Origin of the sequence: Brevundimonas sp. UBA7507, from assembly GCF_002478355.1 — a bacterium.
GTDB lineage: Bacteria > Pseudomonadota > Alphaproteobacteria > Caulobacterales > Caulobacteraceae > Brevundimonas > Brevundimonas diminuta_D.
In genome coordinates this window covers 63369-82224 of sequence record NZ_DLNP01000022.1, presented here as the reverse complement: position 1 = coordinate 82224, position 18856 = coordinate 63369, and the positions used below count along the sequence as shown (strand labels likewise).

22 protein-coding genes are annotated in these 18856 nt (G+C 65.3%); 11 read left to right on the top strand and 11 right to left on the bottom strand.

Annotation, left to right across the window (positions count from 1 at the left end; all coding sequences use genetic code 11):
• The first annotated feature begins 56 nt into the window (after nucleotides 1–56).
• Complete coding sequence (locus tag B3D50_RS15385; protein ID WP_003164449.1) at nucleotides 57–434, top strand: response regulator; 378 nt, start codon at nucleotides 57–59, stop codon at nucleotides 432–434.
• Nucleotides 431–1792 (top strand): PleD family two-component system response regulator, encoded by a 1362-nt coding sequence (locus B3D50_RS15380; protein ID WP_003164450.1) that lies wholly within the window; start codon nucleotides 431–433, stop codon nucleotides 1790–1792. Before B3D50_RS15385 ends, B3D50_RS15380 begins: the two co-directional genes overlap by 4 nt.
• Before the next feature lie 92 nt (nucleotides 1793–1884).
• Here the strand turns inward: B3D50_RS15380 and rpmG are convergent, their stop codons facing one another.
• Nucleotides 1885–2052, bottom strand: coding sequence for a 50S ribosomal protein L33 (gene rpmG / locus B3D50_RS15375; protein WP_003164451.1), 168 nt, complete (start codon nucleotides 2050–2052; stop codon nucleotides 1885–1887).
• Nucleotides 2053–2178: 126 nt separating this feature from the next.
• Here rpmG and B3D50_RS15370 point away from each other — a divergent pair, with 126 nt between their 5' ends.
• Nucleotides 2179–2793, top strand: coding sequence for a hypothetical protein (locus B3D50_RS15370; protein WP_286952531.1), 615 nt, complete (start codon nucleotides 2179–2181; stop codon nucleotides 2791–2793).
• A gap of 17 nt (nucleotides 2794–2810) precedes the next feature.
• Here B3D50_RS15370 and B3D50_RS15365 read toward each other — a convergent pair whose 3' ends face one another.
• Together B3D50_RS15365 and rnr are read right to left on the bottom strand one after the other, a co-directional pair.
• Nucleotides 2811–3518 carry an NUDIX hydrolase gene (locus tag B3D50_RS15365; RefSeq protein ID WP_286952529.1) on the bottom strand — a complete coding sequence of 236 codons (708 nt, stop codon included), beginning with the start codon at nucleotides 3516–3518 and terminating at the stop codon, nucleotides 2811–2813.
• The gene (gene rnr / locus B3D50_RS15360; RefSeq protein ID WP_286952528.1) at nucleotides 3515–5830 is read right to left on the bottom strand and encodes a ribonuclease R; all 2316 of its coding nucleotides are present in this window, start codon (nucleotides 5828–5830) and stop codon (nucleotides 3515–3517) included. The genes B3D50_RS15365 and rnr overlap by 4 nt, the downstream gene beginning before the upstream one ends.
• 112 nt (nucleotides 5831–5942) lie before the next feature.
• Between rnr and B3D50_RS15355 the strand changes: the two genes are divergently transcribed.
• From B3D50_RS15355 to B3D50_RS15345, 3 genes are read left to right on the top strand one after another with little or no spacing between them, the layout of a single operon-like run.
• Nucleotides 5943–7346 carry a pyridoxal-phosphate dependent enzyme gene (locus tag B3D50_RS15355; protein ID WP_286952527.1) on the top strand — a complete coding sequence of 468 codons (1404 nt, stop codon included), beginning with the start codon at nucleotides 5943–5945 and terminating at the stop codon, nucleotides 7344–7346.
• A gap of 4 nt (nucleotides 7347–7350) precedes the next feature.
• Nucleotides 7351–8514: a cystathionine gamma-synthase gene (locus B3D50_RS15350; protein ID WP_286952526.1), complete on the top strand. Its 1164-nt coding sequence runs from the start codon at nucleotides 7351–7353 to the stop codon at nucleotides 8512–8514.
• A gap of 55 nt (nucleotides 8515–8569) precedes the next feature.
• Nucleotides 8570–9808: a mechanosensitive ion channel family protein gene (locus B3D50_RS15345; RefSeq protein WP_286952525.1), complete on the top strand. Its 1239-nt coding sequence runs from the start codon at nucleotides 8570–8572 to the stop codon at nucleotides 9806–9808.
• Nucleotides 9809–9905: 97 nt separating this feature from the next.
• Here B3D50_RS15345 and B3D50_RS15340 read toward each other — a convergent pair whose 3' ends face one another.
• The 6 genes from B3D50_RS15340 to B3D50_RS15315 form a co-directional block, all read right to left on the bottom strand.
• Entirely contained in the window at nucleotides 9906–10118 is a 213-nt protein-coding gene (locus B3D50_RS15340) for a cold-shock protein (RefSeq protein WP_003164457.1), read from the bottom strand.
• 168 nt (nucleotides 10119–10286) lie between these two features.
• Nucleotides 10287–10493 carry a hypothetical protein gene (locus tag B3D50_RS15335; protein ID WP_269300205.1) on the bottom strand — a complete coding sequence of 69 codons (207 nt, stop codon included), beginning with the start codon at nucleotides 10491–10493 and terminating at the stop codon, nucleotides 10287–10289.
• Nucleotides 10494–10558: 65 nt separating this feature from the next.
• Nucleotides 10559–11263 carry a TorF family putative porin gene (locus B3D50_RS15330; protein WP_286952521.1) on the bottom strand — a complete coding sequence of 235 codons (705 nt, stop codon included), beginning with the start codon at nucleotides 11261–11263 and terminating at the stop codon, nucleotides 10559–10561.
• Nucleotides 11264–11298: 35 nt separating this feature from the next.
• Complete coding sequence (locus tag B3D50_RS15325) at nucleotides 11299–12225, bottom strand: NAD(P)H-dependent flavin oxidoreductase (RefSeq protein WP_128115409.1); 927 nt, start codon at nucleotides 12223–12225, stop codon at nucleotides 11299–11301.
• An 85-nt stretch (nucleotides 12226–12310) separates the two neighbouring features.
• Nucleotides 12311–12838 carry a ClbS/DfsB family four-helix bundle protein gene (locus tag B3D50_RS15320; RefSeq protein WP_286952520.1) on the bottom strand — a complete coding sequence of 176 codons (528 nt, stop codon included), beginning with the start codon at nucleotides 12836–12838 and terminating at the stop codon, nucleotides 12311–12313.
• Nucleotides 12839–13027: 189 nt separating this feature from the next.
• Nucleotides 13028–13735: a TonB family protein gene (locus B3D50_RS15315; protein ID WP_286952518.1), complete on the bottom strand. Its 708-nt coding sequence runs from the start codon at nucleotides 13733–13735 to the stop codon at nucleotides 13028–13030.
• Nucleotides 13736–13945: 210 nt separating this feature from the next.
• Between B3D50_RS15315 and queF the strand changes: the two genes are divergently transcribed.
• Nucleotides 13946–14407 (top strand): preQ(1) synthase, encoded by a 462-nt coding sequence (queF, locus tag B3D50_RS15310; RefSeq protein ID WP_253109718.1) that lies wholly within the window; start codon nucleotides 13946–13948, stop codon nucleotides 14405–14407.
• Between the two features lie 16 nt (nucleotides 14408–14423).
• Here queF and B3D50_RS15305 read toward each other — a convergent pair whose 3' ends face one another.
• Nucleotides 14424–15944: an anti-phage dCTP deaminase gene (locus B3D50_RS15305; RefSeq protein ID WP_286952516.1), complete on the bottom strand. Its 1521-nt coding sequence runs from the start codon at nucleotides 15942–15944 to the stop codon at nucleotides 14424–14426.
• 87 nt (nucleotides 15945–16031) lie between these two features.
• On the opposite strand from B3D50_RS15305, the gene B3D50_RS15300 reads away from it, so the two are divergent.
• From B3D50_RS15300 to B3D50_RS15290, 3 genes are all read left to right on the top strand, one after another.
• A complete protein-coding gene (locus B3D50_RS15300) occupies nucleotides 16032–16199 on the top strand; it encodes a hypothetical protein (RefSeq protein WP_286952515.1) in 168 nt (55 codons plus the stop codon).
• A gap of 64 nt (nucleotides 16200–16263) precedes the next feature.
• A complete protein-coding gene (locus B3D50_RS15295) occupies nucleotides 16264–17124 on the top strand; it encodes a DUF817 domain-containing protein (RefSeq protein ID WP_286952513.1) in 861 nt (286 codons plus the stop codon).
• 56 nt (nucleotides 17125–17180) lie between these two features.
• Complete coding sequence (locus tag B3D50_RS15290) at nucleotides 17181–17570, top strand: DUF302 domain-containing protein (RefSeq protein ID WP_286952511.1); 390 nt, start codon at nucleotides 17181–17183, stop codon at nucleotides 17568–17570.
• 6 nt (nucleotides 17571–17576) lie between these two features.
• Here the strand turns inward: B3D50_RS15290 and B3D50_RS15285 are convergent, their stop codons facing one another.
• The gene (locus B3D50_RS15285; RefSeq protein WP_046653694.1) at nucleotides 17577–18179 is read right to left on the bottom strand and encodes a nitroreductase family protein; all 603 of its coding nucleotides are present in this window, start codon (nucleotides 18177–18179) and stop codon (nucleotides 17577–17579) included.
• 45 nt (nucleotides 18180–18224) lie between these two features.
• On the opposite strand from B3D50_RS15285, the gene B3D50_RS15280 reads away from it, so the two are divergent.
• Nucleotides 18225–18854 (top strand): NUDIX domain-containing protein, encoded by a 630-nt coding sequence (locus B3D50_RS15280; protein ID WP_286952509.1) that lies wholly within the window; start codon nucleotides 18225–18227, stop codon nucleotides 18852–18854.
• Nucleotides 18855–18856: the final 2 nt, after the last annotated feature.

The following is an 18856-nucleotide window of genomic DNA, read 5'->3' as shown; positions in this document are numbered from 1 at the left end:
GCGCAACAGCCCACCGCAAAAGCGGATGAACAAGAGGCGCAACAGCCGGGTGGCGGATGTCCAAGAAAGTCCTCATCGTCGAGGATAATGAGCTGAACATGAAGCTTTTTCATGATCTGCTCGATTCCCAGGGGTATGAAGTGCTGCAGACCCGCGAAGGGCTGCAGGCGCTGGCGATTGCGCGCGAGCACCGCCCCGATCTGATCCTTATGGATATCCAGTTGCCGGAAATCTCGGGCCTTGAAGTCACCAAATGGCTCAAGGACGACGAAGAGCTGAACCATATCCCCGTCATCGCCGTTACAGCCTTCGCCATGAAGGGTGATGAAGAACGGATTCGCCAGGGGGGCTGTGAAGCCTACATCTCCAAGCCGATCTCGGTCATTTCCTTCCTGGAGACAGTGCGCAGGCACCTGGGGCAGGGGGCGGCATGAGTGCGCGAATCCTGGTGGTCGACGACGTCGAGGCGAACGTCCGGCTGCTCGAAGCCAAGCTGACCCTCGAATACTACGACGTGCTCACCTGCCATGACGGCGCGACCGCCATCGCCCTGGCCGGCGCCGAACAGCCGGACCTGATTCTGCTGGACGTAATGATGCCGGGGATGGACGGCTTCGAGACCTGTCGCCGGATCAAGGCGGCGGCGGACACGCGCCATATCCCGGTGGTGCTGGTGACGGCGCTGGACGGACGGCATGATCGGATCAAGGGCCTGGAGGCCGGGGCCGACGACTTCCTGTCCAAGCCGCTGGACGATGTGATCCTGATGGCGCGGGTCCGCAGCCTTACCCGGCTGAAGATGGTCATGGACGAACTGCGCGAGCGCGAGGAAAGCGGGCGCCGGGTCGGCGTCGACACCGGCGGCGTGGCGCGTCTCAAGGGGTCTGGCGGGCGCGTGCTGATCGTCGACGACAACACGCTTCAGGCCCAGGTGATGGCGCAGGAGCTGTCGCGAGAGCACCGCCCCCTGATCGAACCCTCGGCCGAGGCGGGGCTGGAGACGGCGCGGGGTCCGGTCGATCTGGTGATCGTGAACATCACGTCCGAACGGTTCGACGGCCTGCGGCTGATCGCCCAGCTTCGCTCCAAGGAGCCGACGCGGCGTCTGCCTATCCTGGCCGTGGTGGACACCCAGGACCGGCCGCGCCTGCTCAAGGCGCTGGAGCTGGGCGCGCACGACCTCCTGATCCGTCCCATCGATCCCGAGGAACTGGCGGCGCGGGTGCGGACCCAGGTGCGCCGCAAGCGTTACGGCGACTTCCTGCGCGAGAAGCTGGACCACAATCTGGAGATGGCGGTCACAGACCCCCTGACCGGCCTGCACAACCGGCGCTACATGAACGGCCAGTTGGACGCCCTGGTGGCGCGCGCCAATCGCGGCGGCGACCCGGTGGCGGTGCTGGTGCTGGACATCGACCACTTCAAGGCGGTCAACGACAGCCTGGGCCACGACGCGGGCGATGAGGTGCTGCGCGAGTTTTCCGTGAGGCTGGCGACCAATGTGCGGGCCGTGGATCTGCCGTGCCGGTTCGGCGGCGAGGAGTTCGTCGTGGTCATGCCCGGCACGACGCTGGAGGACGCCCATCGCATCGCCGAGCGAATCCGCCGCGACGTCGGCGCCTCGCCCTTCCGCATCCTGGGCGGCGAGCCGTTGAGCATCACCGTTTCGGTCGGCGTGGCGGCGACCAGGGGAGCGGATGACACGCCGGCCTCCCTGCTGAAGCGCGCCGACGAAGGCGTCTATGAGGCCAAGAAGGCCGGCCGTAATCGGGTGGTGGCCCGCGCCGCCTGACGCGCCTGTGGTCGCATGGCGGACAACGAAAAACGCCCGGTCCTGCGACCGGGCGTTTCGATTCTTGCAGATTCAAGCGGAGGGCTAAGCCCTTACTTGATCTTGCCTTCCTTGAACTCGACGTGCTTGCGGACGACCGGGTCGTACTTCTTGACGACCATTTTCTCGGTCATCGTACGGGCGTTCTTCTTGGTGACGTAGAAGAAGCCGGTGTCAGCGGTGGAGTTCAGACGGATCTTGATGGAAGCCGGTTTGGCCATCGGAATTACCTCTGCGACGGCGAAAGCCGCTTGAAATAAGAGGCGCGGAACATACTCAGGACGGGCTCAAAGTCAACGGTTTCGATGTCGCGTTGAGCGGCGCCGCAGAAGCGTTAGTGTTTCGACATGAAAACGCCCCACTTCAAGCCCGCCCACGCCCTGTCCGCCGTCGCCATTGCGGCCGGATTGACGCTGTCCGCCTGCTCGTCCGAACCGGCGACGCCTGCCGCAAAGCCCGACGCGGCCCCGGCCACGGCGCAGGACGCCTTCTTCGCCAATCTGACCGCCCTTTGCGGCCAGCGCTTCGAGGGCAAGGTCGTCACGACCGAAGCCGCGGACTCGGATTTCGTCGGCAAGCGCCTGCTGATGCATGTGCGGGACTGTTCGAAGGATGAGATTCGCATTCCCTTCTGGGTCGGCGAAGACCGCTCGCGCACCTGGGTCGTGACCCGCACCGAATCGGGCCTGCGCCTGAAGCACGATCACCGCCAGCCGGACGGCAAGACGGATCCGCTGCACTGGTACGGCGGCGATACGAAGAACGAAGGTACGGCCGAGCGTCAGGAATTCCCGGTCGACCAGGAATCCATCGATCTGTTCAACGCCCAGGACGCCGCAGTCTCGACGACCAACGTTTGGGCGATGGAGGTCCATCCCGGCAAGACATTTACCTATGAACTGCGCCGACCGAACCGCCATTTCCAGGTTGATTTCGACCTGACCAAGCCGGTCGCCGAATAAGACGCGAGGCCGCTGCGTCAGTCCTGATGGTCGATGACGTGGCGGCCGCGCACCATGCGCACGAAGGGCAGGGCGCGCTGTGGCGTCTCCAGCCGCTCGGCGACCTCGCCCAGCACGAAGCGGGTGATGGCGGGCAGATCCAGCCCTTGCGCCTCTTCCAGCGGAATCCAGGCGATCTCGTCCAGTTCGCCTGAGCCTTCGATGCGGTCGGGATCGCGCAGGGCCTCGACCGGGGCCATGAAGAAGCGGGCGTCGAAGCGGCGCGTGCGGCCCGGCGGCGTGATGGCGCGCGCCACATATGACAGGACCGACAGATCGGGCAGGGCGCCGGCCTGACGATAGTCCCGCCACGGTCCGGCGACCGAGGCGGCCGGCGCGGCGCGGCCCAGGATCAGCCCGGTTTCCTCAAAGGTCTCGCGCACGGCGGCCAGGGCCAGGGCGCGGGCGCGGCGGGCGGGCATCTCCGCCTGCAATCGTCGCGCGGCGTCATGCGACAGGGCGCCGTCGTCGGCGGCGTTGAAGTCCGCCCGTTCGATACGGCCGCCCGGAAACACCCACTTCGACGCCATGAAGACATGGCCCGGCGCCCGGCGGCCCATCAATACCTCGGGACGTTTTTCGCCGCGGGTCAGGATCAGGGTGGCGGCGTCCTTGGGACGTTGCGCGCCGCCGACATGCGGGGCGTCGGCGAGGTCTTGGGCTGCGTCGAAGGGGAGGGGCTTCACCGCCGCTTGCCCTTTCGGACGCCTTTCAGGCCGCCGGAGGGCTTGGCGCCGTTGCGGGGCTTGGGACCGCCGGGGCGGCCTTTTCCGCGCTTGGGCGGGCCGTCTCCTCCCCGTCCGCGCATCCCATAGCGCGGGGCCGGGGCGTTGGGATCGCGCGGATCGGGCTCGGACAGCATCTCCAGCACCAGACCGCCGGTGACGGGCGTGGCCTCCATCAGCCGCACCTCGACGCGGCGGCCCAACGGGAACCGCTTGCCGGTGCGCTCGCCGACCAGGGCGTGGGCGCGATCGTCGTGGGTGAAATATTCGTCGCCTAGCGTCGAGACCGGGACCAGTCCGTCGGCGCCCGTCTCATCCAGCCGGATGAACAGGCCGAAGCGGGTGACGCCGGTGATGCGGCCGGTGAAGGTCGCGCCGACGTGCTCCTCAAGGAAGGCGGCGATGTAGCGATCCATGGCGTCGCGCTCGGCGGCCATGGAGCGACGCTCGGTCTCGGTGACGTGCTCGGCGATGCCGCCCAGTTCGGCGATCTCGCGGTCGGTCAGGCCGTCTGATCCCAGCTTCAGTCCCCGGATCAGCCCCCGGTGGACGATCAGGTCCGAATAGCGCCGGATCGGCGAGGTGAAGTGGGCGTAGCGATCCAGGTGCAGACCGAAGTGGCCGACGTTGTCCGGGCTGTAGATGGCCTGCATCTGGGTGCGCAGGACGACTTCGTTGACGACCTCGGCGTGCGGGGTGTCGCGGGTTTCTTCCAGCAGCTTGTTGAAGCGCTTGGTGTTGGGCGTCTCGCCCTTGTTCCAGGGCTTGCCGATGGTGTGCAGGAAGTCGGCCAGGTTGAAGATCTTCTCCTGACTGGGCGTGTCGTGGACGCGATAGATCAGCGGGGTGCGCGTCTTCTCCAGCGTCTCGGCGGCGCAGACATTGGCCTGGATCATCATCTCTTCGATCAGGCGGTGGGCCTCCAACGACTTGCGCGGCTCGATGCCGGCGATGCCGCCGTCGGGCGACATGATGATGCGGCGCTCGGGGCTTTCGATGGCCAGGGGGCTGCGGCGCTCGCGGCCCTTCAACATGGTGCGATAGGCGTTCCACAGCGGATAGAGGATCGCCTCCATGATCGGCCCGGTGGCGTCGTCCAGCAGCCCGTCGATGGCCGATTGCGCCTGCTCGTAGGACAGCTTGGCGTGGCTGCGCATCAGCCCGCGCGTGAACTTGTGTCCGGTCTTTCGGCCGTCCTTGTCGAAGACCATGCGCACGGCCATGCAGGCGCGGTTCTCGCCCTGCTTCAGGCTGCACAGGCCGTTGGACAGCACCTCGGGCAGCATCGGCTCGACCCGGTCGGGGAAGTAGGTCGAGTTGCCCTTGGCCCGCGCCTCGCGGTCCAGCGCCGTGTTCGGGCGCACATAGGCGGCGACATCGGCGATGGCGACCCAGACGATCCAGCCGCCCGCATTAGCCGGGTCTTCGTCGCGCTCGGCATAGACGGCGTCGTCGTGGTCGCGCGCGTCGGCCGGGTCGATGGTGATGAAGGGGACGTGGCGCAGGTCTTCGCGCCCCTTCAGTGTCGGGACGGCCTGATCCTCGGCCTCGCGCTCGACGGCCTCGGAGAAGCCGGTCGGCACCCCATGGGCGTGGATGGCGATGATGGAGGCGGCGCGCGGGTCGTCCTCGCGCCCGATGTTCTCGAGAATCTTGCCGCGCTTGGGGCCATAGCGATGCTCGCCCTTCTCGATGGCGGCCAGCACCAGGTCGCCGTCGCGCAGGTCCGTCGCCTGGGCGGCGGGCACCAGCAGCACGTCCTTGGAGCGCTTGTCGACCGGCTCAACCCGCGTCTCGCGCGCTGATTTTCGAATGACGCCCAGCACGCGGTTGGTTCCGGCGTCCAGCCGCTTGACCAGGCGCGCCTCCCAGCCTTCGACGCCCCGGCTGAACTTGACCAGCAAGCGGTCGCCCATGCCGGGCACCGGGCCGCGCCCCTCGCGGTCGGGCATCAGGACGGCGCGCGGCGCGTCCTCGCTGCTCTTGACCAGTTCGACGTACAACTCGCCGTCGGCGTCGCGATCCACGACATCGACCACCCCGACGGGGGGCAGGGCGCCGGCTTCGGAAAAGCCCTTGCGGCCGCGCTTGCCCAGGCGGCCCTCGGCCTCAAGCTCCTTCAGCATGTCGCGCAGGGCGCGGCGCTCGGCGCCTTTCAGGCCGAAGGCGCGGGCGATGTCGGCCTTTTCGGCTTCTCCGGCCTCGCGCAGGAAGGCGACGAGGGATTCTTTGTCGGGCAGGCCCGCGACGGGGCGTTTCGGTGTCTTGACCATTGCGCCCTTTCTAACGCGCTTCGCGGCGAAAGGGTGAAAACTTGCATGAGTTGACCGCGAGGGTCGCGACGCCCAGCTTCCACCTGAAACCCGTGCAACGGAGCCTGCATTCATGTCGATGACCGACACCCCTGTTCTCAGCCGTCCGGCGAAGACCCTGCTGGACCTGATCGGCAAGACGCCGATGGTCGAGGTGACGCGGATCGACACCGGCCCCTGCCGCCTGTTCCTGAAGCTGGAGAGCCAGAACCCCGGCGGCTCCATCAAGGACCGCATCGCCCTGTCGATGATCGAGGCGGCGGAAAAGCAGGGCTGGCTGAAGCCCGGCGGCACCATCGTCGAGGCGACGGCGGGCAACACCGGCCTGGCCCTGACCCTGGTCGGGAAGCAGAAGGGCTACAATGTCCTGCTGGTCATCCCCGACAAGATGTCGAAGGAGAAGATCCAGCACCTGCGCGCCATGGGCGCCGACGTGCGCCTGACCCGCTCGGACGTGCCGCACGGTCACCCGGAGTACTACACCGACATGGCCGAGCGCCTGGCCCAGCAGATTCCGGGCGGCTATTTCGTCAACCAGTTCGCCAATGACGCCAACTCCGAGGCCCACTTCAAGACGACCGGCCCGGAAATCTTCGAGCAGATGGACGGCGACATCGACGCCTTCGTCGCCGGCATCGGCTCGGGCGGGACGATCACGGGCAATGCGCGCTACTTCAAGGCGCAAGGCTCGAAGGCCAAGATCATTCTGGCCGATCCGGTCGGCTCGGCGCTGGCGGGCCTGATCAACGAGGGCGTGGCCGGGCCAGACGGCAGCTATACCGTCGAAGGCATCGGCCAGAACTTCATGCCCGAGACGACCGATCCCGATCTGATCGACGTCGCCTATTCCATCCCCGACGCCGAGGCGATCGCCACGGTGCGCGAACTGCTGCTGAAGGAAGGCATCCTGGCGGGGTCGTCCTCGGGCACCCTGATCGCCACGGCCCTGCGCTGGTGCCGCGAGCAGACCGAGCCGAAACGGGTGGTGACCTTCGTCTGCGACACCGGCGCCAAATACCTGTCCAAGGTCTATAACGACGCCTGGCTGGCCGATCAGGGCCTGGCCGAGCGCGAACTGCACGGCGACCTGTCGGACCTGATCAACCGCAAATACGCCGCCGGCGACGTGGTGGTGATCGGGCCGGAGGACACCTTGGACACCGCGTTCAAGCGGATGCGCGGCGACGGCTTGTCGCAACTGCCGGTCATCCAGGACGGCCGCCTGGTCGGCATTCTGGACGAAAGCGACATCGTCCACATCATGAACACCGACGAGATCACGCGGAAGGAGCGCTTCGCCAAGCCGGTCGCCTCGGCCATGACGCGCGATCTGGACACGCTTCAGGTGACGGAATCGCTGGACGCCCTGATCCCGGTCTTTGATCGCGACCGCGTAGCCATCGTGCTGGACGGCGAGACCTTCGTCGGCCTGATCACCCGCACCGACCTGATCAACCACCTCAGCCTGAACCGGTAAGCCCATGTCTGAACTGAAGAACCGCCAGGGCTTTTCGACCCGCGCCATCCATGCGGGCCAGCAGCCGGACCCGACGACGGGCGCGGTGATGACGCCGATCTACGCCACCTCGACCTACGCCCAGGAAAGCCCCGGCGTGAACAAGGGCTATGAGTATGCCCGCGGCAAGAACCCGACCCGCGAGGCGTTCGAGGCCTGCATCGCCGATCTGGAGGGCGGGGTTCAGGCCTTCGGCTTCGGCTCGGGCATGGCGGCGACCTCGACGGCGCTGGAACTGCTGGACGCCGGCTCGCACATCATCACTGGCGACGACCTGTACGGCGGTTCGTGGCGGCTGTTCGAACGGGTGCGCCGTCGCTCGATGGGGCTGGATTTCAGCTACATCGACCTGACCGACCTGGCGGCGGTCGAGGCGGCGATCACCGACAAGACGCGGATGCTGTGGGTCGAGACGCCGACCAATCCGCTGATGAAGCTGGCCGACATCGAGGCCCTGTCGAGGATCGCCAAGGCGCACAAGCTGATCCTGGTGGTCGACAACACCTTCGCTACCCCGTGGAGCCAGCAGCCGCTGGCCCTGGGCGCCGACGTGGTCATGCACTCGGCTACCAAGTACCTGAACGGCCACTCCGACATCGTTGGCGGGGTTCTGGTCGCCAAGGACGCTGAGATGGCGGCCCAGCTGAAGTTCCTGCAGAACTCGATCGGCGGCGTCATGGGGCCGTTCGACGCCTTCCTGGCCAACCGGGGGCTGAAGACCCTGGGCCTGCGCATGAAGGCGCACAATGAGAACGCCCTGGCCGTCGCGCGCTGGCTGGAAGATCGTTCTGGCGTGGCCAAGGTCATCTATCCGGGCCTGGTCAGCCACCCGCAGCACGAGCTGGCCGCGCGCCAGATGAACGACCGCTTCGGCGGCATGGTCACGGCGCTGATCGACGGCGATCTGGAGCGCACCAAGCGGGTGCTTGAGCGGGTGCAGGTCTTCACCCTGGCGGAGTCGCTGGGCGGCGTGGAGAGCCTGGTGAACCACCCGGCCATCATGACCCACGCATCCGTGCCCAAAGAGGTGCGTGAGGCGGGGGGCGTCACCGACAATCTGATCCGCCTGTCGGTCGGGGTCGAGGACATCGACGACCTGATCGCCGATCTGGATCAGGCCATCGGCTGAGGCTGATTGAGGCGCCGGGGTTCAAATCCCCGGCGGGCCTGCCTAGGCTGGGCCCATGTTTGATTTCATCGCCATGCGTGATCGCCTGGCGGAGTTCCCGATCGCGGAGATGCTGATCGGGCTCTGTCTTCTCGCCCTAGTCGCCTTTATTGCGGACTTTGTGGTCCGCCGCATCCTGACCCGGTTGATCCTGAGAGTGGTCGGCCGAGCCGTACATGATCTTGACGTCCTGCTTCGGCCGGTGGTGCGCAGCTTCACCCGCGTCGTTCCGGCCGTCATCATCCATCAGGGCATAGGCGGCGTGCCGCATCTGGCGCCCGGCTTCGTCACCCTGATCCAAAACGTGGCCGGGGCCTTCATGATCGTGGCCGTGGCTATCGGCATAGGCGCCGGCCTGGACATGGCCAACGCCCTCTACGCCCGCTCGCCGCGCGCGCATCGCCGCAGCATCAAGGGCTATCTGCAGGTTCTGAAGATCGTCATCTACGCCATCGCCACCATTCTGGTGATCGCGGCCCTGATCGATCGTTCGCCCTTGCTGTTGCTGTCGGGCCTGGGCGCGCTGGCGGCTGTGCTGATGCTGGTGTTCAAGGACACCATCCTGTCGCTGGTGGCGTCGGTTCAACTGAACTCCAACGACATGCTGCGCGTCGGCGACTGGATCGAGATGCCCCAGGTCAACGCCGACGGCGACGTCATCGACATCGCCCTGCACACGGTGAAGGTCCAGAACTGGGACAAGACCATCACCACCATCCCGACGTGGCGACTGATCAGCGAATCCTACCGCAACTGGCGTGGGATGCAGGACAGCGGCGGGCGCCGCATCAAGCGGTCCCTGTTGATCGACCAGACCAGCGCGCGCTTCCTGACCGACGCCGAGCGCGAAAGGATGCGGCGCTTTCTGCTGATCGACGACTACCTGGCCGACAAGAGCGCCGAGATGGCCGACTGGAACGCCAAGCTGGTCGAGGCCGGGCGCGATCCGGTCAATATGCGGCGCTCGACCAACATCGGCGCCTTCCGCGCCTATGTGCAGAACTATCTGGAGAACCATCCGCGCATCCGTCAGGACATGACGCTGCTGGTGCGCCAGATGCAGCCGACGGAGACAGGGCTGCCGCTGGAGATCTACGCCTTCACCGCCACCGTGGCCTGGGCCGAGTATGAGGCGATCCAGGCGGACATCTTCGACCACCTGCTGGCGATCCTGCCCGAGTTTGACCTGCGCCTGTTCCAGTCGCCCAGCGGGGCGGACTTCGTCCAGCTGCGGCCGCCTTCGCTGGCGGCCTAGGACGCAAAAGAAAAGCGCGCAGAGGGCGACCCCTGCGCGCTTTAAATCCTGTCATCGTCGGCCCGTCATTGCTGACGCGGTCGGCGATGGAGCCGGATCAGCCTTCGGTCTTCAGTTGACCAGCCGATTCCTTGCCCGAGCGACGGTCGCGCTCGATTTCGTAGGAAACCTTTTGGTTTTCATCCAGGCCGCGCAGGCCGGCTTGCTCGACAGCCGAGATGTGGACGAAGACGTCCTTGCCGCCGTCATCCGGCTGGATGAAGCCGTAGCCCTTGGTGGAGTTGAACCATTTAACAGTGCCGGTAGCCATTTTCAGGACCTCCGCTAGAAGTTGGCCTCAGAGAACGTCCCTGAAGACCTGTCGGGTCTGTATGGATCGGCTTAGACCTCGGTGCGCGGGGCAGAAGGCAGAGCGTGACGCAGAGAGATCGACCCCTCTAAGGTGGACGCTCCGGTGTCCTAATGCAAGAGCCGGGCGTCAGGGCTCGGCCGTTTCCGGCGGCGAGACCCAGTTCTCCTGACACAGCTTGCGCAGGGCCGAGGTGATGGTCGAGCCGTAGAGCGCATCCTGAATCCGCTCATAGCCCTCTATCTTCAAGGCCTGCTTGACGTCGCCCACCGTCCGGCAGCCGCCGCTTTCGGCCAGTTGATACGCACGTTCCAAGGTCGTCGGTCGAAAAGTCATGACCGCAGCCTAGGCCCTTTCGGGCCAAAGGTGAAACCGGGCGCCCGAAACGCGCCGCACCCGGATCAGAAGGAAACGCTGATCCCGGCGACAAGGGCGTCGGCGTACTGTTCGCCAGGAACCTTGGCGTTGGTGCCGTGCCAGCGCAGATCAGCCTCCAGATTGCGGGTCAGGGCGTAGGATGCGCCGATGTTGTAGCCGGTGTAGTCGACGCTGTTGTCCTGCTCGCGGCGGCCGATCTCGGCCGAGACGTTCAGCTTGTCGGTGAAGTCCCAGCCGCCGCGCACCGCGACCCAGGTCCAGGATTTCACCGAACCGGCGCCGTCGGGCGAGTGCTGCAGCCGCAGGCGCGCGCTGGCCGGGCCGATCGACCGCTTCATGTCGGCCGTGAACTCCCAGGCGTTGGCGTCATAGTCGGGGTTGGCGTCCACGCGCCACTTGTGCGCGACGTTCAGGTCGAAGTCGAAGCCCGCCCATTGGGGACGCACGCCGCCGGCCAGTTCGACCTCCAGCTCCGCGCCGCCGCTCTTGATCGTTTCGGCGGCGGGGCTGACGTAGAAGAGGCCGCTGTCGCTTTCCCATTCCGCCGCGCCCCAGACGAAGGGATCGCCATCCGACTTGGAGGCGTCCTTGGAGCGGTTGTCGCTGGCGGCGCCGGCGCTGAAGCTCCAGCGGCCGGGCATGTCCTGCGCCTGGGCCGTCGAGGCCAGGATCAGGAGCGGGGCGGTCGCCAGGACGGTCGTCTTCAGGGCGGTCGTCAGGATGCGCATGGTCGGCCTCGATAGGGGAGTGTCGAGGCCGCTTCCTAGAGACGCTTCTTGTCGAATTTATCACAAGCTTGCGAAAACTCGTCCGTCAGCCGAGCGACAAGCTGAGCCGTTGTCGGCACGTCGTGGACGGCGCCTGAACCCTGGCCCGCCGACCAGACGGTCTTCCAGGCCTTGGCCTCCTCGCCCATGTCCAGCTTGTGCTCGGGCAGGGACTTGGGGTCGATCTTGTTCTCGACCAGGGAGGGGGTCAGGAAGTTGGCCGGAATGCCCGACACGGCGGGCGTATAGGTGATGTCGGCCGAACCCGACTGGACGATCAGCTCCTTGTAGTGGGGCTGGGCCGCGCTCTCGGTCGTGGCGATGAAGCGGGTGCCCATATAGGCGAAGTCGGCCCCCATCATCAGCGCCGCCGCCACGTCCTGGCCGGTCGAGATGCAGCCCGCCAGGATGATGGTCCCGTCAAAGAAGCCGCGCACCTCATTGATCAGGGCGAAGGGGTTCACCACGCCCGCGTGCCCGCCCGCGCCGTTGGCGACCAGGATCAGCCCGTCGACGCCCGCCTCGGCCGCCTTCCTCGCATGACGCACATTGGCGATGTCGTGGAAGACCACGCCGCCATAGCCGTGCACCGCGTCCACCACGTCGCGCACGGCGCCCAGGGAGGTGATGATCAGCGGCACCTTCTCCTCGACCGAGACCATCATGTCGGCCATCAGGCGCGAGTTGGTCGGGTGGATGATGTGGTTGACGCCGAAGGGGGCGGCGTCGGGCTTCAGCCGCGACTTGATCTCGTGCAGCCACTCCCGATAGCCCTCGGTCGTGCGCTGGTTCAGCGAGGGGAAGGTGCCGATCACGCCCGCATTGCAGGCCTCGACCACCAGGTCCGGCCCGGACACCAGGAACATGGGCGAGGCGATCACCGGCAGCTTCAGGCCGGACTGCAGGGAAGCGGGAATGGCCACGGGTCGTCTCTCCTGAAGGATGCGTTGTTTTAAGCCACGCTAACCGGGTGTCGTCGGGGAAGGCAATGCGGTTCGGCTCCCCCCGTCAGGCGCCCGCCGCCGAGGCCTGTTTCGCCCTGAGCCGCTTTCTGAGGCGGGCGCGCGCATTGGCGTAGGGAGAGGACGTGTTGAACTGGATCATCCGCCCCATGGTCCATTTTCCGTCGAGCCAGCAGCGCCCGTACAAGGTGTCGTCCGAACGGCTTTCGATCTCTGAGACGATGCGGTTCTTGGCTGCCTCCAGCCGCTGGAGGAGGGCCGGATAGGGCAGGGCCTCATAGTCGCGATAGAATTTCTGGGCGAGGCGACCCAGTTCGCTCCACTTGAACCCGGTTTCCGGGAAGTCGACGGGCAGACCGGCCTTGTCTCGGTCCAGCCATTTGAGAACCAGTTCGTTCCATCCGATCAGATAGGAGACGAGGTTGGCGATGCTCATGCGCGTTCCGGCGGCGTGACCGTCCAGGCCGCAGTCGTCCGCCAGGTCGAACGGAACCGCGCGCAGGTCATGCATCAGCTTGTCGAAGTTGACCTCGATCGCGCTCAACAACTCGGTCTTGCTCTGTGGGACGGCCATGATCCCGATCCTTTCAGCTTGACGTCGAGCGATCGGCCGATCCGGCGACGCGCGCATTGATCTTCAGCAATCGAGGTCCGCGATGGCGCGCCGGTCTCGAGAAAAACAGAGTCCAATTCGTCTGAATCGTCTGAAATCGTCTTGTTTGCGGTCTCCTCTCTGTCTTGCGGGTCGAGCGGGGCGGCTTGATCAATGCATGCTGAAAGGCACGGTGACGACGAAGGCGGACCCGACTTCTTCCGGCCGGATCGTCGCGGGATTCAGCCGTCCCCGACGGACGATTTTGACAGCCGCTTCTCCAAAACCGCTGCCGGGAGGAACTTCGGCGACAACGGCGCAGTTGGTCGGCTTGCCTGACAGCGCCACTTCACAACGAACGGCGGCGCCGCCCGAAAGGCCGCGATCGACCGCCCGTTGCGGATAGTCCGATGCTGTCGGACGGGGCGGCGTCAGCCATCGCGCTTCAACGTTGATCGGCGCTTGAGCCGATGCCTGCGTCGGCTCGGCGTCAAGATTGAACGGCACCCGAACGGCGAAACGGCGAGACGCAGCAGCAGCGCCGTCAACACCGGCTACGGAGGCGACGCGCCCGCGCTGCACGATGCCGAGGGCCGCCTGACCAAAACCCATGCCCTGAGGGTCTTCGGACAGGACTTCGCAGTCGACAGGCGCCCCGTCCGGCGCGGCGTCGCAGGCGATGACGGCGGCTCCGCTGGCCCCCGCCTGCAGCGCCGCTTCAGGGAAGTCATCGGCATGAGGTTGCGGCGGGGCGCTCCAACGCGGCGGCGGCAAGGCGCCGTCGGCGTCCTGAGCCGAGGCCGCAGACGGCAGGGCGGTGATGCCTGAAGCCATCAGGAGGACGAGCAGGGCGGGGCCAGGCCGGGCGGAAAAGATCACGAATGCTCCTGAAAAGCGCGGCGGGCAGGCGTGGGATGGGCGCCGCCCGGAAAAACAGAGTCCAATTCGTCTGAATCGTCTGAATCCCCGGCGGCGGACGGCCGCTCTCCCCTGGGCCGCAGGGCAGTCTAGCACAGGTGCGACAGGGGGATGGCCGATTGCGGCGGGCGCGGCGTTTTCTTTGGCGGGCCGAACGCCTAAATGGCGGGCATGACGCACTATACCGACAGCCTCAGCCAGCTCGGCGCCCAGACCGCCGCCCCGACCAACCCGGAAGAGGCGGTGCTGGAGCGCGTGCCCAATCCGCACGCCGACACGCTCTATGTGGCGCGCTTCACCGCGCCGGAGTTCACCAGCCTGTGCCCGGTGACGGGCCAGCCCGACTTCGCCCACATCGTCATCGACTATGTGCCCGGCGACTGGCTGGTCGAGAGCAAGAGCCTGAAGCTGTACCTGACCAGCTTCCGCAACCACGGCGCCTTCCACGAGGACTGCACCGTCGCCATCGGCAAGCGCCTGGCCGAGCTGCTGCAACCGAAATGGCTGCGCATCGGCGGCTATTGGTATCCGCGCGGCGGCATCCCCATCGACGTCTTCTGGCAGACGGGCGCGCCGCTGGAGGGCGTGTGGCTGCCGGATCAGGGCGTGGCGGGGTATCGCGGGCGGGGGTGAGGCGAAGCGAACCGATTCATTGAGTCGGTTCTATCTCTTCAGTTTGAATATATCCCGATTCTGTAAGCTCTTTGAGGAGTTCATCTAGCAGAAGTGTCTCAACTTCTTCATAGGCAGGAAGCGGGGTGCGCCTAATGTAGTGTGCTGTTGCCTTGTCGAACTTGGCTACAGTACCTCCCTCCCGTTTCCAGCGAGATTTAGTGAAAACGCGGGCATACATTGGACCCGTTATGCCGATGAATTGCTTGAAAACTAATCGATCTGAACTTGGGCGCGCTGGGTCAATTAGGATTGAGTCGTGAAAAAGTTCTCGCGCGTAGCTTTTTGGGTAGGGGTGAAGGTAAAGAACTTCTTTAATGCCGGATGCGACGATATGTTTTGCACAGTTGTGGCAGGGGAAGGTGTTGGAGAAGAGTCGGCAGTCTCTGATCGCATGGCCTCCTCGCGCAGCATCGGTGATGGCATTCATTTCCGCGTGCACAGAACGGCCATACTCCAGTGAGTCCATTACCTGAGCATCGGCGATTGTATCGTCAGTCCGATCGAAGAGAAAAGTGTGTATCGCTTCTGACGATTCCAAGTTGGCGTTCAAGGCACCCGCTCGTTGTAAGCGCATCATGAGGTCCATTAGGACGGCGCGTTTCCGTTCTTCATTGGCATCGTTGCCGAGTTGGAATTCTCGGCTGTCGCCATGATCTCCTTCCCAGTATGTACCGCCGCCAAACTTGCCCACCTCATTGCAGCCAAGCGCTTGGACTTCCATCTTGGCGTTCAGAATTGCAGCACCAACCTGACGCGAAAGATCGGAGGATCTTTGCGCGGCTGTGTTCGCTAGGTCCATGCCGTATTCGTCGCGCGTTGGGGTAACGGAGTTGTCACCGAAAAGGGCGCGGAAGAAGCGCTCCACTTGTCGAACGGCTGATTCGGGCGTTGATACGTCAATCACAACGTCCGACAGTGAGAAGGCTTTGCGAACGCGTTGCCCATATTTCACGTCCTCCTGATCTTCATCGTCTGAGATAAGGCTTCGAGCGGAAAGCTCCCATTCAGCTGACTTGGGTTTCTCGGGATGATCTCGTACGATCATACGCGATAGGCGCGATATTCGCTGCGTTTCGTGAGCATGGCAGGAAATTTGAACATAGTGCTCGCCATAAACGGAACGAAGCAGTTCAAATTCTTCAGGCCGTTTGATCTGATTAATGATGTAGGCTTTGCGCTGAAGTGTCGTGTCTCCGTCCCTGGCGGAAGCGATTCCGGCGATGGCGAATCGTGCCATTATGTCGTTGCGCTTCAGATCGCTGCGCAACGTATTGCAGCCTTCGATATATGATCGATACCGTTCGGCGGTTGGGCTGTTCTTTAAGCCCAGGCGATCTTTGAAGGATTGAATCTCTTCGGTCGCCTTAATCTCTACGATTTCGTAGTTGTAGGGCGTTAGTTCTTCTGTAATCGTGGCAATCACGTGCTTAGTGTCGACCCCGAGTCTCGCCACGATGCCAATGACGATCTCCGCATTCTTTGATTGCAGTTCCATCGTTTTTTTGAAACCCTTTGCCCCCAGCGGCCCTACGATGTAGGGCGTCGCTCCTGCCAAACTCGGCTCATACTCTAGGAGGTTTCTATGATCGATAAACGAGAAGAGCGAGTCTCAGATCGACTGCAGCAGACCCTCCAAAGCGCGAGCCTCAAGGTCAATGCGGATCGTCAACGTGCTGAAAGCATTCGCAGCAACTGGGTTCGTAGCGATATGGCGTCCTCTGCCGCCGGCGTGCTCCGCAAAGTAGGCTGATAACCGCCCCTACTGATTCTTGCGGATCATCCCATCTAGGCGGATCATTGAACGCCTTCCGACCATGACCCCATCCCCCCGCCTCCCGCTCGAAGTCTGGGGCCGTCGCCTGATGACGCGCGCGGAGGCGTGGGCCGACCGCTCGCGCCTTCGCCGGTACGCCTATGAGTTCCTGTGGTTCGGGCTGAAGCAGGGGTGGGCGTGTCTGTTCGGCGGGGCGGTGCTGGCGCTGATCGTGGGGACGTTTTTGTTCTGGCCGGATCAGGCGCCGCTGGCGCGCTATGACTTTCTGGTGCTGGGGGCGCTGGGGATACAGGCGGCGATGCTGGCCCTGAAGCTGGAGAGCTGGGAGGAGGCGCGGGTCATCTTCCTGTTCCATGTCGCCGGGACGATCATGGAGCTGTTCAAGACGTATCACGGGTCGTGGATCTATCCGGAAGAGTCGGTGCTGAGGATCGGCGCCGTGCCGCTGTTCTCGGGCTTCATGTATGCGGCGGTGGGCAGCTACATCGCGCGGGTGCAGCGCATCTTCCATATCCGGGTGCGGAACTATCCGCCGCTGTGGACGACGTGGGTGCTGGCGGCGGCGATCTACGTCAACTTCTTTGCGCACCACTGGTTGCCGGACGTGCGGCTGGCGCTGTTCGCGGCGACGGGGCTGCTGTTTATGCGGGGGTGGTTCTACTTCACCGCCGACCGGACGCGGCGGTCGATGCCGCTGCTGCTGGGCTATGGGCTGGTGGCGCTGTTCATCTGGTTCGCGGAGAACCTGGGGACGTTCGCGCGGGCCTGGGTCTATCCGGGGCAGGAAGGCGGATGGGAGATAGTCAGCCTGAACAAGCTGGGTGCGTGGTTCCTGCTGATGATCATCTCGGTGGTGCTGGTGTCGATCGTGCATCGGCCGGAGGAGGAGCCTCGGGACTGAGGCAACGCCTGCGCCGTCCGGGCGTTTGCTGGGCCTCAGCGACGAAGGAGAGGACCATGGCGACCTATCATTTCAGCAAGACGCTGGACCTGCCGTTCGAGGCGGCGCTGGACGCGACGCGCGAGGCCCTGGGCCAGGAGGGGTTCGGCGTCATCACCGAGATCGACCTGCGCGCCACCTTCAAGGCCAAGCTGGGCGAGGATTTCCGCGCCTATACGATCCTGGGGGCCTGTAATCCCAAGCTGGCCTTCGAGGCGCTGGGGCTGGAGGACAAGGTCGGCGCCATGCTGCCGTGCAATGTGGTGGTGCAGGACGCGGGAGGCGGCCGCACCGAGGTCTCGGCCATCGATCCCGTGGCCTCGATGCAGGCGATCGACAATCCCGCGCTCAAGGACAAGGCCGCCGTGGTCGCCGGGAAGCTGAAAGCCGCCGTCGATCGGCTCTGACCCGCCTCAGGGTCGCGCCGTCACCTTGTGCTCCAGGTCGGGGCGGGGGCGTTCCAGCGGGGGCTCGGACAGGGAGCCGACGTGGATGAAGCCGGCGATGCTCTCGCCGTCCTCGACGCCGAACAGGGCGACGGCGGCGGGGTCGTAGGAATACCAGTCCGTGATCCAGCTGGCCGAATAGCCCAGCGCATTGGCCGCGTGTTCAAGATTCATGCAGACGGCGCCGGCGGACAGCTGTTGCTCCCAGACCGGCACCTTGTGGCCCTGAATCGGGGTCGAGACGACCATGACGGTCAGCGGCGGATTGGCCAGCTTGGCCAGGGCGGCGATCTCCTTGCCGGTGCGGTTCTGGGTTTCGCCCAGGGCGGCGAGGGCTTCGGACAGTTCGGCGCGGCTGCGCGGGCCCAGGATGACGAAACGCCAGGGAAACAGCTTGCCGTGGTCCGGCGTGCGGGCGCCCAGCAGCAGCATCTGCTCGATCTCGGCGTCCGAGGGGCCGGGCAGGGCCAGCGACTGGGCCGGGGCCGAGCGGCGCACGGCCAGCCGCGACAGCAGCTCTTCCGAACGGACGGGCAGGGGCAGGGCGGAAGCGAGATCTGACTGGCTCATGGACGATAGCTAGGCTTTCGGGACGCGCTGCGCCATAGCAGGGGCATGACCGAGATCCGCGACATCAAGCCCCGCTGGGCCGAGAGCCTGCCCGATACGCCGCCGTGGCGCAGCCTGGGCGACAGCGTTCTGGTCGACACGCCGTGGATGCGGGTGACGCGTCACCCGGCGATCGCGCCGACGGGGGCTGACGCCGACTACGTGGTCGTGCGGCCGAAGAATGTGGGCACGGGCGTGCTGCCGCTGCATGACGACGGGACGGTCAGTCTGGTCGGCCAGCACCGCTTCGCCCTGATGCGCTATTCGTGGGAGATGCCCGAGGGCGGGGCGCCGGAGGGGGAAGACCCCTTTGAGGCCGTGAAGCGCGAACTGGCCGAGGAGGCGGGGCTGACGGCGGCGCACTGGCGCGCGGCGCTGGACGTGGACCTGTCCAACTCCATCACCGACGAGCGGGCGATGACCTGGGTGGCCTGGGGGTTGGAGGCGACCGGGACGGCGCCGGACGAGACGGAGGTCTTTCTGTCCGCACGCGTCCCCTTTGGCGAACTGATGGCCGAGATCGAGCGTGGGGCGGTGCGCGACGGGCTGACGGTGGCGACGGCCTATCGCGCCTACCATATGGCGCGGGAGGGCGAACTGCCGGCCGCGCTGGCGCGCGCCATGCTGGGCGCGTAGGA

Bases quoted from the DNA above. Each gene is read 5' to 3' on its own strand.
- B3D50_RS15385 (WP_003164449.1), top strand. From the start codon at position 57: ATGTCCAAGAAAGTCCTCATCGTCGAGGATAATGAGCTGAACATGAAG.
- B3D50_RS15380 (WP_003164450.1), top strand. From the start codon at position 431: ATGAGTGCGCGAATCCTGGTGGTCGACGACGTCGAGGCGAACGTCCGG.
- rpmG (WP_003164451.1), bottom strand. From the start codon at position 2,052: ATGGCCAAACCGGCTTCCATCAAGATCCGTCTGAACTCCACCGCTGAC.
- B3D50_RS15370 (WP_286952531.1), top strand. From the start codon at position 2,179: ATGAAAACGCCCCACTTCAAGCCCGCCCACGCCCTGTCCGCCGTCGCC.
- rnr (WP_286952528.1), bottom strand. From the start codon at position 5,830: ATGGTCAAGACACCGAAACGCCCCGTCGCGGGCCTGCCCGACAAAGAA.
- B3D50_RS15355 (WP_286952527.1), top strand. From the start codon at position 5,943: ATGTCGATGACCGACACCCCTGTTCTCAGCCGTCCGGCGAAGACCCTG.
- B3D50_RS15350 (WP_286952526.1), top strand. From the start codon at position 7,351: ATGTCTGAACTGAAGAACCGCCAGGGCTTTTCGACCCGCGCCATCCAT.
- B3D50_RS15345 (WP_286952525.1), top strand. From the start codon at position 8,570: ATGTTTGATTTCATCGCCATGCGTGATCGCCTGGCGGAGTTCCCGATC.
- B3D50_RS15340 (WP_003164457.1), bottom strand. From the start codon at position 10,118: ATGGCTACCGGCACTGTTAAATGGTTCAACTCCACCAAGGGCTACGGC.
- B3D50_RS15335 (WP_269300205.1), bottom strand. From the start codon at position 10,493: ATGACTTTTCGACCGACGACCTTGGAACGTGCGTATCAACTGGCCGAA.
- B3D50_RS15330 (WP_286952521.1), bottom strand. From the start codon at position 11,263: ATGCGCATCCTGACGACCGCCCTGAAGACGACCGTCCTGGCGACCGCC.
- B3D50_RS15320 (WP_286952520.1), bottom strand. From the start codon at position 12,838: ATGGCCGTCCCACAGAGCAAGACCGAGTTGTTGAGCGCGATCGAGGTC.
- queF (WP_253109718.1), top strand. From the start codon at position 13,946: ATGACGCACTATACCGACAGCCTCAGCCAGCTCGGCGCCCAGACCGCC.
- B3D50_RS15305 (WP_286952516.1), bottom strand. From the start codon at position 15,944: ATGGAACTGCAATCAAAGAATGCGGAGATCGTCATTGGCATCGTGGCG.
- B3D50_RS15300 (WP_286952515.1), top strand. From the start codon at position 16,032: ATGATCGATAAACGAGAAGAGCGAGTCTCAGATCGACTGCAGCAGACC.
- B3D50_RS15295 (WP_286952513.1), top strand. From the start codon at position 16,264: ATGACCCCATCCCCCCGCCTCCCGCTCGAAGTCTGGGGCCGTCGCCTG.
- B3D50_RS15290 (WP_286952511.1), top strand. From the start codon at position 17,181: ATGGCGACCTATCATTTCAGCAAGACGCTGGACCTGCCGTTCGAGGCG.
- B3D50_RS15285 (WP_046653694.1), bottom strand. From the start codon at position 18,179: ATGAGCCAGTCAGATCTCGCTTCCGCCCTGCCCCTGCCCGTCCGTTCG.
- B3D50_RS15280 (WP_286952509.1), top strand. From the start codon at position 18,225: ATGACCGAGATCCGCGACATCAAGCCCCGCTGGGCCGAGAGCCTGCCC.